Source organism: Bradyrhizobium sp. MV1.5, assembly GCF_055807615.1.
In genome coordinates, this window is record NZ_JBVVPL010000002.1 from 16,897 (window position 1) to 33,230 (window position 16,334).

At 65.1% G+C, this 16,334-nt stretch carries 20 protein-coding genes; 11 read left to right on the top strand and 9 right to left on the bottom strand.

Annotated features, from left to right (window positions below; all coding sequences use genetic code 11):
- Window positions 1–269: 269 nt before the first annotated feature.
- The 3 genes from AC0L2J_RS02095 to AC0L2J_RS02105 all read left to right on the top strand — a co-directional run bounded on the left by AC0L2J_RS02095 (window position 270) and on the right by AC0L2J_RS02105 (window position 1,342).
- Window positions 270–500, top strand: a complete 231-nt coding sequence (locus AC0L2J_RS02095) for a DUF6894 family protein (protein WP_007591727.1) — start codon at window positions 270–272, stop codon at window positions 498–500.
- 92 nt (window positions 501–592) lie between these two features.
- Window positions 593–982 (top strand): hypothetical protein, encoded by a 390-nt coding sequence (locus AC0L2J_RS02100; RefSeq protein WP_035974054.1) that lies wholly within the window; start codon window positions 593–595, stop codon window positions 980–982.
- A 108-nt stretch (window positions 983–1,090) separates the two neighbouring features.
- Complete coding sequence (locus AC0L2J_RS02105) at window positions 1,091–1,342, top strand: hypothetical protein (protein WP_007609563.1); 252 nt, start codon at window positions 1,091–1,093, stop codon at window positions 1,340–1,342.
- Between the two features lie 13 nt (window positions 1,343–1,355).
- On the opposite strand, the gene AC0L2J_RS02110 is transcribed toward AC0L2J_RS02105, so the two are convergent.
- The 5 genes from AC0L2J_RS02110 to AC0L2J_RS02130 all read right to left on the bottom strand — a co-directional run bounded on the left by AC0L2J_RS02110 (window position 1,356) and on the right by AC0L2J_RS02130 (window position 4,801).
- Window positions 1,356–1,541, bottom strand: coding sequence for a hypothetical protein (locus AC0L2J_RS02110; RefSeq protein ID WP_007609561.1), 186 nt, complete (start codon window positions 1,539–1,541; stop codon window positions 1,356–1,358).
- A 176-nt stretch (window positions 1,542–1,717) separates the two neighbouring features.
- Window positions 1,718–1,999, bottom strand: a complete 282-nt coding sequence (gene minE / locus AC0L2J_RS02115; protein ID WP_007609560.1) for a cell division topological specificity factor MinE — start codon at window positions 1,997–1,999, stop codon at window positions 1,718–1,720.
- The gene (gene minD, locus AC0L2J_RS02120; RefSeq protein ID WP_007591740.1) at window positions 1,996–2,811 is read right to left on the bottom strand and encodes a septum site-determining protein MinD; all 816 of its coding nucleotides are present in this window, start codon (window positions 2,809–2,811) and stop codon (window positions 1,996–1,998) included. The genes minE and minD overlap by 4 nt, the downstream gene beginning before the upstream one ends.
- A gap of 19 nt (window positions 2,812–2,830) precedes the next feature.
- Entirely contained in the window at window positions 2,831–3,529 is a 699-nt protein-coding gene (gene minC / locus AC0L2J_RS02125; RefSeq protein WP_007609557.1) for a septum site-determining protein MinC, read from the bottom strand.
- Window positions 3,530–3,784: 255 nt separating this feature from the next.
- Window positions 3,785–4,801, bottom strand: a complete 1,017-nt coding sequence (locus tag AC0L2J_RS02130) for an ABC transporter substrate-binding protein (RefSeq protein ID WP_007609555.1) — start codon at window positions 4,799–4,801, stop codon at window positions 3,785–3,787.
- Window positions 4,802–4,902: 101 nt separating this feature from the next.
- On the opposite strand from AC0L2J_RS02130, the gene AC0L2J_RS02135 reads away from it, so the two are divergent.
- From AC0L2J_RS02135 to AC0L2J_RS02160, 6 genes are all read left to right on the top strand, one after another.
- Window positions 4,903–5,550: a TetR/AcrR family transcriptional regulator gene (locus tag AC0L2J_RS02135; protein WP_007609554.1), complete on the top strand. Its 648-nt coding sequence runs from the start codon at window positions 4,903–4,905 to the stop codon at window positions 5,548–5,550.
- Window positions 5,551–5,634: 84 nt separating this feature from the next.
- Window positions 5,635–6,405 carry an ABC transporter permease gene (locus AC0L2J_RS02140; RefSeq protein WP_007609553.1) on the top strand — a complete coding sequence of 257 codons (771 nt, stop codon included), beginning with the start codon at window positions 5,635–5,637 and terminating at the stop codon, window positions 6,403–6,405.
- A gap of 30 nt (window positions 6,406–6,435) precedes the next feature.
- Window positions 6,436–7,473 (top strand): NAD-dependent epimerase/dehydratase family protein, encoded by a 1,038-nt coding sequence (locus tag AC0L2J_RS02145; RefSeq protein ID WP_007609552.1) that lies wholly within the window; start codon window positions 6,436–6,438, stop codon window positions 7,471–7,473.
- Window positions 7,460–8,281: a GNAT family N-acetyltransferase gene (locus AC0L2J_RS02150; RefSeq protein WP_007609551.1), complete on the top strand. Its 822-nt coding sequence runs from the start codon at window positions 7,460–7,462 to the stop codon at window positions 8,279–8,281. The genes AC0L2J_RS02145 and AC0L2J_RS02150 overlap by 14 nt, the downstream gene beginning before the upstream one ends.
- 6 nt (window positions 8,282–8,287) lie before the next feature.
- Complete coding sequence (locus AC0L2J_RS02155) at window positions 8,288–9,343, top strand: dihydrodipicolinate synthase family protein (protein ID WP_007609549.1); 1,056 nt, start codon at window positions 8,288–8,290, stop codon at window positions 9,341–9,343.
- A complete protein-coding gene (locus tag AC0L2J_RS02160; protein WP_473386920.1) occupies window positions 9,331–10,113 on the top strand; it encodes an ABC transporter ATP-binding protein in 783 nt (260 codons plus the stop codon). The genes AC0L2J_RS02155 and AC0L2J_RS02160 overlap by 13 nt, the downstream gene beginning before the upstream one ends.
- A 141-nt stretch (window positions 10,114–10,254) precedes the next feature.
- On the opposite strand, the gene AC0L2J_RS02165 is transcribed toward AC0L2J_RS02160, so the two are convergent.
- The 3 genes from AC0L2J_RS02165 to AC0L2J_RS02175 all read right to left on the bottom strand — a co-directional run bounded on the left by AC0L2J_RS02165 (window position 10,255) and on the right by AC0L2J_RS02175 (window position 12,806).
- Entirely contained in the window at window positions 10,255–11,346 is a 1,092-nt protein-coding gene (locus AC0L2J_RS02165) for a TRAP transporter substrate-binding protein (protein ID WP_354203819.1), read from the bottom strand.
- Window positions 11,347–11,502: 156 nt separating this feature from the next.
- On the bottom strand, window positions 11,503–11,760 hold the full coding sequence (locus AC0L2J_RS02170; protein WP_007609546.1) for a hypothetical protein: 258 nt from the start codon (window positions 11,758–11,760) through the stop codon (window positions 11,503–11,505).
- A 95-nt stretch (window positions 11,761–11,855) separates the two neighbouring features.
- Entirely contained in the window at window positions 11,856–12,806 is a 951-nt protein-coding gene (locus AC0L2J_RS02175; protein ID WP_473386922.1) for a DUF2778 domain-containing protein, read from the bottom strand.
- A gap of 212 nt (window positions 12,807–13,018) precedes the next feature.
- On the opposite strand from AC0L2J_RS02175, the gene AC0L2J_RS02180 reads away from it, so the two are divergent.
- A complete protein-coding gene (locus AC0L2J_RS02180; RefSeq protein ID WP_063992630.1) occupies window positions 13,019–13,459 on the top strand; it encodes a DUF1810 domain-containing protein in 441 nt (146 codons plus the stop codon).
- Between the two features lie 87 nt (window positions 13,460–13,546).
- Window positions 13,547–15,628, top strand: coding sequence for a methyl-accepting chemotaxis protein (locus tag AC0L2J_RS02185; protein WP_473386924.1), 2,082 nt, complete (start codon window positions 13,547–13,549; stop codon window positions 15,626–15,628).
- A 105-nt stretch (window positions 15,629–15,733) separates the two neighbouring features.
- Here AC0L2J_RS02185 and AC0L2J_RS02190 read toward each other — a convergent pair whose 3' ends face one another.
- Complete coding sequence (locus AC0L2J_RS02190; protein ID WP_085353019.1) at window positions 15,734–16,324, bottom strand: NADPH-dependent FMN reductase; 591 nt, start codon at window positions 16,322–16,324, stop codon at window positions 15,734–15,736.
- Between the last annotated feature and the right edge of the window lie 10 nt (window positions 16,325–16,334).

The window sequence follows — 16,334 nt, forward strand, 5'->3', positions numbered from 1 at the left end:
TCAAGAGAAAAGGCCGTCGGGATCTATGCCGGCGGCCTTCTCTTGCAGCTGCCGGTTCCCGGAGCCCGGTTCTGCTGCAATTCCATGCCTCATGATCACGCCGACATATTTAATAAAATCTTAACACGCTTGAATGTTGCACATCATTTCTGCGCCATAAGCACAGAGATTGCGCGCGCCGTTCATTCGATAAACATCGACTCAGTGGTACCATCGGTCATGTGTTGAATGTCGACCCTAAGCTCCATTCGTCATACCGGGGAATTCGGATGCCTTACTATTCCTTCGATCTCGTGGTTGGTGAAGAGTTCAAGAACCAGGGCGGTATCATCCTCGAAGATATCGAGGTCGCCTCCGATCGCGCCGTCCAACTGGCCACCGAGCTGTCGCAGGTGAAGCCCGAGTTGCAAAGCAAGGGTTGCGCTGTGCGCGTCACCGACCGCGACCACAAAGAGGTCTATCGCACGCCGCTCGATCCCGTGCCGGCCTGGCGGCGCTAGCTCGCCGGCCGTCTTCGCGGCCGCACGCCATCCCCATTGCGGAGCGGCGCGCCAGCCGCTAGCCTTCCTGAAAACTCGGGGAGGTACCAAGGATGCGGACTGGTTTTCTGATGACGGCCCTGTTGCTGCTGGCGGCGCCGGCCCAAGCGGCCGACCATCCACGCTCGACCTATGTCACGTTGGTCCTGCAGGCCTTCGCCGCCAAGGTCGAATGTCCGGGCACCGATATCGTCTACCAGGATCTGGTGCAGAAGGCGGAGCAGATGCAGCTGCCCGAAGGCACCACCGAGAAGGTCCGCAAGGCGATCGCCTGGATGCATACCGGCGGCAAGATGGGCGAGAAGCAGGACGACGATCTGATGGCCGAGGTCGCGGTGGCCACCCAGGCGACCGACCTCAACCAACGCCGCCTCGGCATGCCCAGCTGGTGCGAGGCCCAGAAGACCAACCTCGCCGGCCTGATCCGCAGCAAGGGCGGCTAGCATGATCGCGCGGCGTTAAGCACGTCGCGCCGGAACTTTCGCTTCGGCCAATAATCGTCACAATTCTCGCCAGCATGCGGCTCTCTTCGAACTCGAACAGGGAGCCCCATGCGGATCAACCATGTCCTCCTTGCCGTGGCGTTTGCCGTCGCCACCATGCTGACTGCGCCTGTGCTGGCGAAGAATTCCGACGCCCAGAAGGGCGAGGACAAATCGACCTCGTCGTCATCGTGCAGCGCCTATCAGCAGGCGCCGGACGGCTCGTGGGAGCCGCTCCCCTGCAAGGAGACGGGCGAGCGCTCCCAGCCGCAGACGCAGCATCGCACGTCGCCGCAGGGCACCGACCGAGGGGAGCGTTGAACGCGCGGGAGTGTCAGCTCTGGTGCGGACCGCGGATGATCTTCATCGCGTCGGCGATGTGACGCCACTCTTTGGCGTCATCGGCCTCGCCGCGGCCCTCGCAAGCCCTGGCCTGTTCGGCGGCCTTCGCGATCGCAGCAAAACCATGCTGTTCCAGCATCTGGCGCGCGACGGTGTGGACCTGGACCTCGGTCATCATGGGCGTTCTCCCGTTTGACGAAACCGCGGTGCATCGCGCCGCCGCGGGTCTTTCACAACGATTGAGCCCCGGACCTCGTTCCGCAGCGTTCACGTCGACGCGCAAAAGGCGGCCCGCTATGCCCAGCGGACCGCCTTTTCACCCACCCCAAATTTGAAGCGTCGCGGCCGAGGTCCCTACCCGGCCGCCGCGCGCCTGCGCTCGAAATCGTTGGGCACCTCGATGTCGACCTCGAGGGTCGAGACCTCGTCGCCGCGATCGAGTCGGACGATGACCTTGGTCGGGTCCAGCGTGACATGCCTGGAGACCACCGCGAGAATTTCCTCACGCAGCACACCGAGCAGATCGGGCTGGCCGCGCAGTCCGCGTTCATGAGCAAGCAGGATCTGCAACCGTTCGCGCGCGACGGGTGCAGAGGCCTTGTTGCCGCGGAGAAGCCGAAGCAGACCCATGCTCATGCGGCCCTCCGTCGCAGCAGGCGGTCCATGAAGCCCTTGCGCTCGGTCGGCACCTGCATCGGCACGGTGTCGCCGCACAGCCGCCGCGCCGCGTCGATATAGGCCCGCGCCGGGGCGCCTTCGGCGTTCGACAGCGTCACGGGCGTGCCGACGTTGGAGGCGCGCAGCACGTCCTGGCTCTCCGGGATGATGCCGAGCAAGGGCGTTGCAAGAATTTCGAGGATGTCCTCGATGGTCAGCATCTCGCCGCGGGCTGCGCGCGAGGGATCGTAGCGGGTGATGAGAATGTGCTTCTCGACCCGCTCGCCCTTCTCGGCCCGCACCGTCTTGGAATCGAGCATGCCGATGATGCGATCGGAATCGCGCACCGAGGAGACTTCGGGATTGGTGACGATCACGGCTTCGTCGGCAAAGCGCATCGCCATGGAGGCGCCGCGCTCGATGCCGGCCGGGCTGTCGCAGATCACCCAGTCGAAACGGCTGCGCAGATCGTCGATGACCTTGCCCACGCCCTCTTCCGTCAGCGCGTCCTTGTCGCGGGTTTGCGAGGCCGGCAGCAGCCAGAGGTTCTCCAGCCGCTTGTCCTTGATCAGCGCCTGCGGCAGCTTTGCGACGCCCTGCACCACGTTGATGAGGTCGAACACCACGCGGCGTTCGGCGCCCATCACGAGGTCGAGGTTGCGCAAGCCGACGTCGAAATCGACGACCACGACCTTTTCGCCGCGTTGCGCGAGCGCAGCCCCCAGTGCGGCGGTCGTCGTCGTCTTGCCGACGCCCCCCTTGCCTGACGTCACGACCAGTACCTTGGCCATCTCTGAAATCTCCTTCTGGTCAGTTCAGCGCAGTAATTCGCATGGTGTTGCCCTGCAGCCAGGCTTGGGCCGGCTTGCCGCGCAGGGCCGCGTCGATATCGTCGGCGGTCTGGTAAAAGCCATCGATTGCAAGCAGTTCGGCCTCGATCTTCTGACAATAGATGCGTGCGCTCGTGTGCCCGTTCACGCCCGCCATGGCGCGGCCGCGCAGCGCGCCGTAGATGTGAATGGAGCCGCCGGCGACGACCTCGGCGCCGGAGCCGACCGAGCCCAAGATGGTGACGTCGCCTTCGGGGAAGATCACGGTCTGGCCCGACCGCACCGGGCTTTCGAGCAGCAAGGAGGTCGGCTTGGTCTCGACCTTCGCCTCGGGCTTCTTCGGAGCGCTCGGTTCGATGACGCAGCTCCGCCCGCCCGAAAGTAGCGGCGGCATCATGGGGGTCAGCCGGCCCTCCTCCACGCCTTCGATCCCGAGCACGCGGATGTTGCGGTCCTGAAGGCTGGTGAGCAGATGGCCGATGCCGGATTGGCTGAGATCGACCGAGGACAGGTCGATCACCACGGGGCGGCCGGCAAAGAAGCCCGGCGAGCGCGCGATGGTGGTGTCGATCTCCTGCAGCCAGTCCTGGATGGGAACCGTCGGCACGAACACGAAGGCCACATAGGAGCGCCCGCGCAGGCGAACCATTTGGCGTTGAGGTTTTACTGCAGCCTCCATAGCGGCCGACTCGTTCCCTGTTATTGAATGGTTAACGATGCCGCCGATATGGTTAATGGCCGGTTAATTTCTCCGTGGGGTTACGTGGGGTGGGCTGGTCGGCCCGCTCGTGTCCCGGACGCGCTGCAGCGTGCAACGCTGCTGCGCAGAGCCGGGACCCATGCCACTGGGGTCGCGCTCTCGGCGATATGGGCCCCGGCTCTGCAGCGCACCGCCGAAGAGGCGCTGCGCTGCGTCCGGGGCACGAGAGCCCCCCTACTTCTTCACCTTGCTCGCGTCCATCTTGATGGCGGGATCCAGCATCCTGGTCGTGAACGCCGTCGTGACGTCGAACGGCTTCTCCATGCCGAGATAGGTCTGGACCAGCTCGTAGTCCTTCTTCATCCGCTCGCCGTCGATCCAGCCGAGCGCCTTCGTCGTCGTGAATTCGTCCGTCATCAGGAATTTGATGCGCTCCCACTGGCGCTCCTGGTTCTCCTTGTCGAGACCGGAGACCTGATCGAGCAGCGCCTTCAGGCAGGGCGCGGCGTCGGCGACGCAAGTCGCGAAGGCCTTTTGCGTGACCCGCACGAACTCCTCGACCAGCTTCGGGTTCTTCTGCAGATAGGCACCGTTAACGATCAACGAATTGCCGTAAGGATTGAGCCCAATGTCTTTCCAATTGACGTAGCCGAGATCGGCTCCGAACTCGATGACCTTCAAATCGTGCTCATTGTAGAAGTCGCTGATGATGTCGACGGTATGGCTCTTCAGCGCGGCGATCTTCGCCGTCGGCCCGACATTGACGAAGCCGACCGAGTCGGGCGCAAGCCCTGCAGCCTTGGCGAAGGCCGGCCACATCACACGCGAGGCGTCCCCGGGCGGATTGCCGATCTTGTGGCCGGCAAAATCCTTCACCCCGTTCACGCCGTAGCTCTTCAGCCAGTAGAAGGTCTGTCCGGTGTTGGCGTAGACGCTCATCACGGCAACGGCGTCAGCCCCCTTGCTCTTCGCGACCAGCATGGTGGCGAGATCGGCGACGCCGAAGGGCGAGCCGCCGGAGCCGACCTTGGCGGCGGAGACGCCGGAGCCCTTGCCGACCTCGATGGTCAGATCGATGCCCGCCTTCTCGTACCAGCCTTGCGCCTTGGCGTAATAATAGGGCGAGTGATCGGCCGTCGGTGCCCAGTTCAGGATCAGATTGACCGCCTCGCCCGCGGTCGCGGGCACGACTGGTGATCCGAGCATCAGGGCCACAGCCAGGGCCGAGCCCGCCGCCTGCAAACGCTTCATTGCATCTCTCCTCATTGCCCGCGACCCGGCTTGTCGCTCTCCCCCTGTGAGGATACCAATGCAACAAGGCCGCCCTCCACTTGTCAACTGTTTGGTTGGAAATGCCCGCAAAACGTTCAGGCGACACCGTGCCGCAGCGGCGCGACCCGGTCGCCACCCGCAAGAAGCTGCTCACCGCGGCGCGCGAGGAGTTCGCCCGGCACGGCTTTGCCGGTGCCCGCGTCGACGAGATCGCGGAGCGCGCCGGCGTCAACAAGCAGCTCGTCTACCATTACTTCGGCGACAAGGATGCGCTCTATCTTGCTGTCCTCGAATGGGTTTACGCCGATATTCGCGAACAGGAGCGCCAGCTCAATCTCGAAGGCCTGCCGCCGGAAAAGGCGATCCGGAAACTGATCGAGGCCTCGTTCGATTACCTCGCGGCGAACCCCGATTTCATCGTGCTTCTGAACGATGAGAACCGCGGCGGTGCCCGCCACGTCCGCGGCTCGACGCGGCTGGAGGCGATGCATTCGCCGCTGGTGAAGAGCGTGTCCCACATCCTTCACGAGGGTGTCCGCGCCGGCATGTTCCGCAAGGGGATCGACCCGATCCAGCTCTATATCTCCATCGCGGGCCTCAGCTATTTCTATCTCTCGAACACGCCGACGCTGTCGGCGATCTTCGGCAAGGACCTGTCGAGCCGGGCCGCGCGCCGCGCCCGCCGTCGGCACGTCGCCGATCTCGTGCTGCATTCGCTCCGGCCGTAATCAACCAACTGGTTGAAACTTCGTTCGAGGCCGGTTAGGCTTGGCGACCAGCGGCAAGGTGGCCGCTGCAACAGGGAGCAACCGGTGACAGGAGACGGCGCCCGCAATACGCGCAGCTTTGCGATCGTCCTGATCGTGCACCTCGCAGTGCTCGTGCTCTGGCAGGTCCTGGTCGATGCCTTCCACGTGCCGAAGTTCATCCTGCCCTCGCCGCTCGCGACAATCCAGACGCTGGGAACCGCGAGCTACGCCTGGGGCGCCAATACGCTGGTGACGGCGATCGAGATCCTCGGCGGCTTTGCGCTCGGCGCCTTCGTCGGCGTCGCGTTGGCCGTCATCTTCAGCTGGGCACCGTTGATCAGCCTCGTGCTGCTGCCGCTGTTCGTCACGCTGAACATGATCCCGAAGGTCGCGCTCGGCCCGCTCCTCATCGTCTGGTTCTCCTACGGCATCGTGCCAAACATCCTGATCGCCTTCAGCATCTGCTTCTTCCCGATCCTGCTCACCACCGCGCGGGGCTTGCGCGAGGTCGAGCCGGATCTGCTCGACCTCGTCAAATCGCTGCGCGGCTCGCGCTGGACGCTGTTCCGCAAGATCCAGCTGCCGGGATCGCTGCCTTACATCTTCTCCGGCATGAAGGTCGGCGCCATCCTCGCGGTCGCCGGCGCCATCGTCGGCGAGTTCATCGCCTCCGAGCGCGGGCTCGGCTACCTCATGATCCAGGTGCAGTCGTCGCTCGACACGCCCGCGATGGTGATGGCAGTCGTGCTGCTGACGCTGCTCGGCGTCGCGCTTTACGGCTTCGTGCTCGTCCTCGAACGCATGTTCGTGGTCGGTGACGCAACACCGACTTGAACGGCAAAGCCAAGACCAAGGACCACAACCATGCTGCTCACCCGCCAGACGCTGCCGAAGACCATCCCTGATATCGCTGCGCTCGACGATCTCCTGTGCCGGCCGACGCAGGCATTGATCGACGACCTCGCCAAGGTCGAGGGCGACATCATGATCCTCGGCGTCGCCGGCAAGATGGGGCCCACGCTGGCGGGGCTTGCCAAAGCCGCAGCGCCCGATCGCCGCGTCATCGGCGTCGCCCGCTTCAGCGACGCCGGCGTCAAGGACTGGCTGCACGCGCGCGGCGTCGAGACCATCAATTGCGACCTGATGGACGAGACCGCGATGCAGGCGCTGCCGAAGGCACCCAACATCGTCTTCATGGCCGGCCGCAAATTCGGCGCGGAGGGCGATCTGTCGCTGACCTGGGCGATGAATGCGCATGTGCCGGCGCTGGTCGCACAGGCCTTCCCGTCGTCGCGGATCGTGGCGTTCTCGACCGGCTGCATCTATCCTTTTGTCCCCGTCGACGGCAAAGGCTCGCGCGAGGACATGGCGCCAAACCCGCCCGGCGAGTACGCCCAGTCGTGTGTCGGCCGCGAGCGCATGTTCGAGTATTTTTCGCGCAAGTTCGGAACGCCCGGGCGGCTGTTCCGCCTCAACTACGCGATCGACATGCGCTATGGCGTGCTCCACGACATCGCATCGAAGGTGCTCACGGGCACGCCGATCGACGTCAGCATCGGCCATGTCAATTTCATCTGGCAGGGCGATGCCTCGTCCCAGGCGCTGCGCTGTCTCGCGCATTGCACGGCGCCGACTTCGCCGATCAATGTCAGCGGCCACGAGATCTTGGCGGTGCGCGACCTCGCAGCGAGATTCGGCGCGAGGTTCGGCCGTGCGCCGGTGCTGACGGGAAACGAAGAGCCGACGGCGTGGCTGACCGACACGTCCAAGGCCGTCGAGCTGTTCGGCCTGCCGGTCGTCGACACCGAGCAGCTGATCGCCTGGACCGCGGATTGGGTGTCCCGCGCCATGCCGAGCCTCGGCAAGCCCACCAAATACGAGGTGCGCGATGGACGCTACTGACGCTCCGGCCATCATCAAGCTCGGCGTCGACGATGCGATCGCCGGGCTCATGCTGTCGACGGAAGCACACTGGAACCAGACCGAGGAGGACTGGCGCATCTTCCTGCGCGATGGAATCGTGTTCGGCATTCGCGACGGCAGACGGCTGGTGGCAACCGCGGCCCTGCTGCCCTACTCCAGCAAAAACGCCTGGATCAGCATGGTGCTGGTATCAGGCACCCATCGCCGCCGCGGCCTTGCAACGCGCCTCGTCGATGCCTGCCTGGAAACCGCCCGCAGGAACGGCCTGACGAGCTGGCTCGACGCAACACCCGACGGTGCTGCCGTCTATGGGCCGCTCGGGTTCACGCCGACCCTGCAATTGCGCCGCCTCAGGCTGGTGAAATCACCTTCCGCGTCCGGGCAGGCCCCTTCATCCGCGACGCTCGACGCGCTCTGCGCGCGTGACCGGCGCGCCACGGGCCTCGATCGAACCGCCCTGCTCTCCAACTTCGCGCAGCGTCCCGGCTCACGCATCGTCTCCGCGAACGGCGCCATCGCGCTGGTGCGCGACGGACGCACCGCCCGCCACATCGGCCCGCTGTTGGCCGACGACGCGGCAGCCGCGCTGACCCTGGTCGATGCCATCGCGCGATCGGAGACCGGGCCGCTGCTGCTCGACGCCGTCGCGTCGCAGGCCGCGTTCCCTGACGGATTGACCGCATCGGGCTGGAGCATCGAACGGCCCTTTCAGCGCATGCGGTTCGGCCCCGCCAAAGCCACGGGTGAGGACATGCCATTCGCCGTCGCCGGCCCTGAATTCGGATAGGACATCATGCACCACAGTCAGATCAACAGCGAGATCCGCAAGCTGATCGCCGACGGCACCGTGCTGCCGGCACATCCCCTCGCGCTCACCGCCGAACGCCAGCTCGACAAAAAGCATCAGCGCGCGCTGACGCGCTATTACATCGACGCCGGCTCCGGCGGCCTCGCGGTCGGCGTGCACACCACGCAGTTTGCGATCCGAGACGTCGGCCTCTATCGTCCCGTGCTCGAGCTCGCCGCCGAGACGGCGGCGAACTGGACCAAGCGTCCGCTGGCGCTGGTCGCGGGCCTCGCCGGTCCGACCAGGCAGGCGGTCACGGAAGCCCGCACCGCGCGCGACATCGGCTATCACGCGGGGCTCCTCAGCCTCGCCGCGATGAAGGGCGCGTCCGAAGACGAGATCATCGCGCATTGCGCAGCGGTCGCAGCCGAGATTCCGCTGGTCGGCTTCTATCTTCAACCGGCCGTCGGCGGCGTCGTCCTGTCGAGCCGGTTCTGGCAACGCTTTGCCTCGATCGACAATGTCATCGCGATCAAGATCGCGCCGTTCAACCGCTACCGCACTCTTGATGTTCTGCGCGGCGTCGCGGCCGCCGGCGCGCTCGACCGCGTTGCGCTCTATACCGGCAATGACGACCACATCCTGCTCGATTTGATGCTGCCGTTCGACCTCCGCGACAACGGAATCACCACGCGCACTTATTTCAAGGGCGGCCTGCTCGGCCATTGGTCGGTGTGGACGGCGAGCGCGATCAACCAATTCGAGCGCTGCAAGGCGGCGCGGCACAAGGACAGTGTGCCGGCCGATTTGCTCGCGCTCGATGCCCGCGTCACCGATTGCAACAGCGCATTCTTCGACGTCGCCAACGATTTTCACGGCTGCATCGCCGGCTGCCATGAGGTGCTGCGACGGCAGGGCCTGATGCAGGGCCTGTGGTGCCTCGATCCGAACGAGGGCCTCAGCCCCGGCCAGAAGGACGAGATCGAGCGCGTGTACCGCGAGCATTCCGACCTCAGCGACGACGCGTTCGTGGCCGCAAACTTGGATAAATGGCTGGCATGAGCTCAAACCCCTTCATCAGCCTGCAAGGCGTCCGCAAGGTCTATCGCAGCGGCGGTGCCGAATTCCTGGCGGTGTCCGACGTCACGATGGACGTGCAGGAGGGTGAGCTGGTCTCGCTGGTCGGGCCTTCCGGCTGCGGCAAGACCACGGTGATCAAGATTCTGGCCGGGCTGCATGGCGCCGACGGCGGCACCGTGAAGATCGGCAATGCCAAAAGCCCGTTCGATCCGACCCGCGACATCGGCATGGTGTTCCAGCAGGCGCTGCTGCTGAAATGGCGGACGATCCTGGACAACGTGCTGCTGCCGGCGGAGATCGTCGGGCTGCCGATGAAGGCCGCGCGCGAGCGGGCGCGCGATCTGCTCAATCTGGTGGGACTTGCCGGCTACGAGCAGAAATATCCGCGAGAGCTGTCCGGCGGCATGCAGCAGCGCACCGCGATCGCGCGCGCCTTCATTCACGACCCGAAACTGATCCTGATGGACGAGCCGTTCGGTGCGCTCGACGCCTTGACGCGCGAGCAGATGAATCTGGAGATGCTGCGGATCTGGCGCGAAAGCGGCAAGACCATCATCTTCATCACGCACTCGATCCAGGAGGCCGTGTTCCTCTCCTCGCACTGCGCCGTGCTGACCGCGGGCCCGGCGAAGATGGCCGATTATTTCCCGATCGACCTGCCCTTCCCGCGGGCTCTGCCGCTGAAGACGACGGACGCGTTCGGCGCCTATGCACGGCGGATTTACGAGAAGCTGGGTCTGGGCGCGGCATAAGCCGCCTGATGAATCCGTAGCCCTGATGGAGCGCAGCGCAATCCGGGGCGCTGCCCTTGACGTGCGAGACCCCGGATTACGTTTGCGCTCCATCCGGGCTACGAAAGCCGGGCGCGGCGTGAGCACCGCGCCCTCTTGTGATCAAGCCTTGTTGCGCATCTTGCCGAGCAGGTAATTGTCGTAAAAATTCTCCGCGATCTGCGTGTAGAACAGCAGCTCCTTCATATAGGCGTCGTGGCTTTCCTTGGTGCGCTTGAACAGGTCGCTCTTGGTGGCGAGCTCGTTGAGATGCTCCTGGGTCGCGGCGTAGCAAGCCTCCAGCACGGGTTGCGGAAACGCCTTCAGCTCCGCGCCATTGGCGATCAGCCGCTTCAACGCCGCCGGATTCACGCTGTCGTATTTCTCGAGCATCCAGGCGCCCGCCGCCGACGCGGCCTGGTTGACGATCGCCTGGTACTGCTTGGGCAGCGACGCCCACTTCTCGTCGTTGACGATCATGTGCAGCATGGCGCCGCCTTCCCACCAGCCCGGGAAGTAGTAGTATTTGGCGACCTTCTGGAACCCGAGCTTTTCGTCGTCATAGGGGCCGACGAATTCGACCGCGTCGATCGTGCCCTTTTCCAGCGCCGGATAGATGTCGCCGCCCGCGATCTGCTGTGGGACCACGCCGAGGCGCGCCAGCACATGACCGCCCATGCCGGCGATGCGGAATTTCAGGCCCTTGAGATCGTCGACGGTCTTGATCTCCTTGCGGAACCAGCCGCCCATCTGGGTGCCGGAATTGCCGCAGAGGATGGCATGCGCCTTGAACGGCTTCAGCGCCTCGTTGGTGAGGTCGGCGCCGCCGCCGAAATGCCACCAGGACTCCTGATGGCGATGGTTCATGCCGAACGGCGCGCCCGTCGCATAGGCCAGCGCCGGCTCCTTGCCGATGTAGAAATAGAGCGGAGTCTGCGCCATGTCGACAGAGGCTGTGCTGACGGCATCGAGCGCCTGCAGGCCGGGGACGAGCTCGCCGGCCGCAAAGGTCTGGATCTGGAATTTGTTGTCGGTGGCCTCGGCAACATATTTCGCGAAAGTCTGAGCGGTGCCGTAGATGGTGTCGAGCGATTTCGGGAAGCTCGACGTCAGGCGCCATTTGATCTCCGGCGCGCTCTGCGCGATCGCAGGTGCAGCAACCAGCGTCGTCGCGCCGGCGACCGCGCCGCCCTTGAGGAACGTACGGCGTTTCATGATGGATCTCTCCCTGAACTCTGTTTCAATCTATCGGCTTGAGCGCGATCTCGCGGGCCGTTGCCTATTCCTATAGCGGACTTCAGGCTGTGAGCGGTAGCCCGGATGGAGCGCAGCGCAATCCGGGAATCTCCCCAAATATCCGCCGCGTCACGCTCAGAGCAGCTTTGCGCTCACGAACAGCGCGCGCACGGCGTTGGTCGCCTGCACCACGAGCATGGCGTTCTCGGCGGCGCCTTCGAGCGCGGCAACCGCGTCTTCATGCAGCGAGCGGAATTCCATCCACTCGACCGATTTGAAATTGGTGAGGAATTGATAGGCTTGGCCGACGGTCGCGATCGCCAGCGTGTCGCCGTTCAGCTTGATCTTGAACGTCGTGCGCAGCGGGGTCTCGGAACTTTGCGGATCACTCACTTTGCGGATCACTCATGGGCTGCTTCTGGACGATGACGGCTTAACGAAGGGAAAACGGCAGCCCCGCCGTGGCAGGCAAATATCAGGAGCAGATATCAGGACTCGGTGCTCGCGCGCTGCGAGGCGGTCGCCGATGGGGTCAGCCGCGGCACCACGACCAGACGGTTGAACTCACCGTTGTCATAGGCCTTCATGAACCGATCATAGTCCTTGATCGACACGCAGCCGTTGGAGTCGCCACGAGGCCCGAGCATGTAATTGTGGGTGAGCAGGCCGACGCGGCCGAGCGCGCTGGTGCCCTCGGTGGGCGTCAAGCGCAGTGCGCGGACGCCATGAAACAGTTTTTCGCGCGGCTTCAGGTCGTAGATCGCGGGCGGGGTCGCGCCAACCATCCGCTGGTCGACGTGCTCCGGGTCGTCCATCAGCGCGCCCATGCCGGAATGCGCTTCCAGCGCGAGGCCGCTCGGCAGGTAAAGCGCCTTGGCCGAGATGTCGTAGACCGCCGTCCGCGAATCGTACCCGAGCGCGGCGAGATCCGGCGCCTTGCCGAACAGGCCGCTGTCGGGCGTGAGCGAGGCCAGCCTGATCTTGTCGGTGAATTTTTCGAAGAAGTTGCGGTTGTCGACCCGCGGATTGGTCTCGGCATAAGCCTGGCTTGAGGCGATCTGGGCAGAGATGTCGGCCTGGGGCGGGCGCGAGCGCGGCATCGGGATGGCGTCGGCGCGCTGCGAGAGTCTCGTCTCCTCGGACATGTGCCGGTCGTCGTCGGTCAGGCTGGATCGCCAATCGTCGCCCTGGAGCTTCTGGGCTAGCATCGCCTTGGCGTCCCGCAATTTGAGCTGGACCGCATTTAACGCGGAGCGCTCCAGCGTCCGCAGGCCGAGCTCGCGGGCGGACGGGTTGCTAGACGCCGAAGCGAAACGATCATCGAATGAAGGCGCATTGGCCGGCGGCAGCGCGGCGCTGACCAGCGAGGCCGAACCGCCGATATCCGCGACCCAGGCGGCGGCGCCCAGTGCCAGCGCGACGGCGGCCAGAGACAGCAATATCGTCTCGGCTCGCCCAATACGGCGGCGCGACAATAGCCTCTCGGCTTGTGCCCGGTCGGAAACCATCAGCTCCCCAAAATCGACCCCCGGGGGGACCCACCCCCACCCGGAGATTCTATACCAGCTACCACATTGGGAGCCAAAAGTTAGGCATAATCGGGGCCGGCAGGGGTCTGGCAAGGCTCCGGCAGGCCATTCCAAGGTATCTTATGACCGATCCTTTCGATCTCAAACGCTTTGTCCGGGCCCAGGACCCGGTCTATCGGGACATCCAGGGGGAGCTGACCCGGGGCCGAAAACAGAGCCATTGGATGTGGTTCGTTTTCCCGCAGGTCGCCGGCCTTGGCTTCAGCGCCATGTCGCAGCGCTACGCCATCGCCTCCCGGGCCGAGGCCAAGGCCTATCTCGCCCACCCCCTCCTCGGTCCGCGCCTGATCGAATGCACGAAGCTCGTGCTTGCCGTCGAAGGCCGGTCCATCAACGCCATCCTCGGCGCGCCCGATGACGTCAAATTCCGCTCGTCGATGACGCTGTTCGACGCGGTGTCCGATGAGCCCGTTTTCGACGAGGCGCTCGCCCGGTATTTTTCGGGCGGGCGTGATCAGGCAACGCTCGATATCCTCGCGGCCCTTGACCGACAGCCCAAGTGAACGCGGCCGCCAGCGTAAACCCGGGATTAACATCGCCTGCCTATTGTCCGTGCGAATAATTTCCCGCGCCAGTTGCCGGACAGAATCATGAAAATCGGTACGCTCCTGACCACCGCTATCGTCTCGCTCTCGACCGTGGGCGGCGGCCTCGCCGTCTACGTCGCCGTGACGAAATACCACACGATGGAGCGGATCACCGAAGCCCAGGGGCGGCTGGCGATCGTTCGCGCCGTCAGCGACATCCCGCGCTACCTCAATCCCGAGCGCGGCTTTTCCACCAACATCCTCTATGGCCCTCCCGCCGTCGACCCGGCGCTGCTTGCTGAGCAGGGCAAGCTGCGCAAGCAGACCGATGCCGCCCGTGACAGGATGAACGCGCTGCGCAAGGACCTGCCCGGCCCGTTCGACGACGGCAACACCACCGGCGGCAACATCGACGCCATCAATTCGAAATTCACGTCGCTGCGCGAGGCCATCGACAAGGCGATGTCGGGCCCGCCGGAGGCGCGCAAGGACGCGGCCAAGAAGATCGTCGCCGACAACGCCGTGCTCAACGCCGGCGTGACCGCGCTGCTCAACGAGCAGGTTCGCCGCATGGCGATCCTCAACGGCGACGCCTACCGGCAGGCCAGCTACGCCAACATCGCGATGACGCTGCGCGACGTCGGCGGCTTCAATTCGAGCCTGCACAAGAATCTCGTCGGGGGCAAGAAGCCGGCGACCGACACCGAGAAGGCCGAGATCAGCCGCTCGCAGGGCCGCAACGATCAGATCGTGATGTCGCTGCTGGAGTTGCGTGGCAATCCCGCAACCCCGGCGAACGTCGCCGCCGCGCTGGAAAAATTCAACGCGATCTACATCGAGGAGTTCGGCCGCGAGCTCAAGCTGGTGAAGGAGGGTGCGGTCAGCGGCAAGTACGAACACGACATGGACACCTATTACACCGCCACGCAGCGCGGCCTCAGCACCATCATCGATGTCCGCGACGCCTTCTACGACAACGCCGAGCAGATTCTCGCTGGCGCCTCCACCGCCGCCCACACCAGCTTCACCATCGCACTCGCGGGCCTCCTCGCCGTGCTGATCGCCAGCGCCGGCCTCATCGTCACGGTCCGCCGCCGCGTCTGCGCCCCGATCGTCAACCTGACGACGCGGATGTCGCGGCTTGCCGACGGCGAGGTCGCGGAAGAGATTCCCGGCGCCGAGCGTTCCGACGAAATCGGCGCGATGGCCGCGGCTGTCCGGGTGTTCAAGGACAACATGATCCGGGCCGACAGCCTCGCGGCGGAGAAGCAGGCCGAGAACGACGGCAAGATGCGCCGCGCACAGGCGCTCGACGGGATCACCCGCGCGTTCGAAGCCAAGGTCACCGAGCTCGTCGGCGGACTGTCGAAAGCCTCCTCCACCATGGAGAGCACGGCGCAGTCGATGACCTCGACGGCGGCCCAGACCAATAGCCAGGCCGCGGTCGTCGCCGCCGCCTCACAGCAGACATCGAGCAACGTGCAGACCGTCGCAAGCGCCACCGAAGAGCTGACCTCCTCGATCTCGGAGATCGGCCGTCAAGTGGCCCAGTCCACCGAGATCGCGGCCCGCGCCGTCGACAACGCCCGCCGCACCGGCGACACCGCCCGTGCGCTGGCCGAGGGCGCGCAGAAGATCGGTGACGTCGTCACGCTGATCCAGAGCATCGCCGAGCAGACCAATTTGCTGGCGCTGAACGCGACCATCGAGGCCGCCCGCGCCGGCGACGCCGGCCGCGGCTTTGCCGTGGTTGCTGCCGAGGTGAAATCGCTGGCGGGCCAGACCGCCAAGGCGACCACCGAAATTTCCGAACAGATTTCGGCGATCCAGGCCGCGAGCGACGAGACCGTGACCGCGATCCGCAACGTCGCCGACGTGATCGGCGAGATCGACCAGATCGGCACCGCGATCGCGGCCGCGATCGAGGAACAGGGCTCAGCGACCAAGGAGATCGCCCGCAGCGTCCAGGAGGCCGCGCGCGGCACCCAGGAGGTCAACACCAACATTTCAGGCGTGCAGCGCGCCGCCGACCACACCGGTACGGCCGCGCGGGAGGTGCTGGGCGCAGCCGAACAGCTCTCGTCGCAGTCACGCGACCTCGCCGGACAGTTCGATCGCTTCCTCGGTGAGGTCAGGTCGGCCTAGCACTCCACATTCGTAGCCCGAATGGAGCGAAGCGTAATCCGGGAATCGTGCCGCAAACACCGGCGGCCCCGGATTGCGCTGCGCTCCATCCGGGCCACGGGACCGTCAATAAGGCGGCGCCTTGCGCGCCCGCTGCGCCTTGGCCGCCTCGATCCACCAGGCGAGATCGTCGGCGAAGCGCGGGAACGAACGTTCGAGCGCCTTGCCGCCCTCGCCGATCGGTTCGCCCGCCTCAGACAGCGTCTGAGCGATCGGGCCGACGCCGATGGTGCTCGACACCACCACCATGCCCATCTCTGACAACGTGCCATGCCAGGCAGTCGAGGCACGCGCGCCGGACAGGCGGCCGGCCGAGTAGCTCACGATCGCGGCGGGACGCCAGAACCACTCCTCGAGGAAGTGGTCGGTGAGATTCTTCAGGCCCGGCTGGATGCCCCAATTGTATTCGCCGGTGACGAAGACGAAACCATCGGCGCCGCGGATCTCTCCGGCCAGCTTCTCCAGCGCCTCGGGTGCGGAGCCCTTGGGATATTCCTTGTACATGCGATCGAGCATCGGCAGGCCGATCGCCTTGGCGTCGATGAACACGACGTCGTCGCCGCGGGCGCGCAGGCGATCGATGACGAAATTCGCAAGGCGGATGCCCATGCGGTCGGAACGGTAGGAACCGTAGAGGACGAGGATGCGATTGCTCATGGCCGGTAGT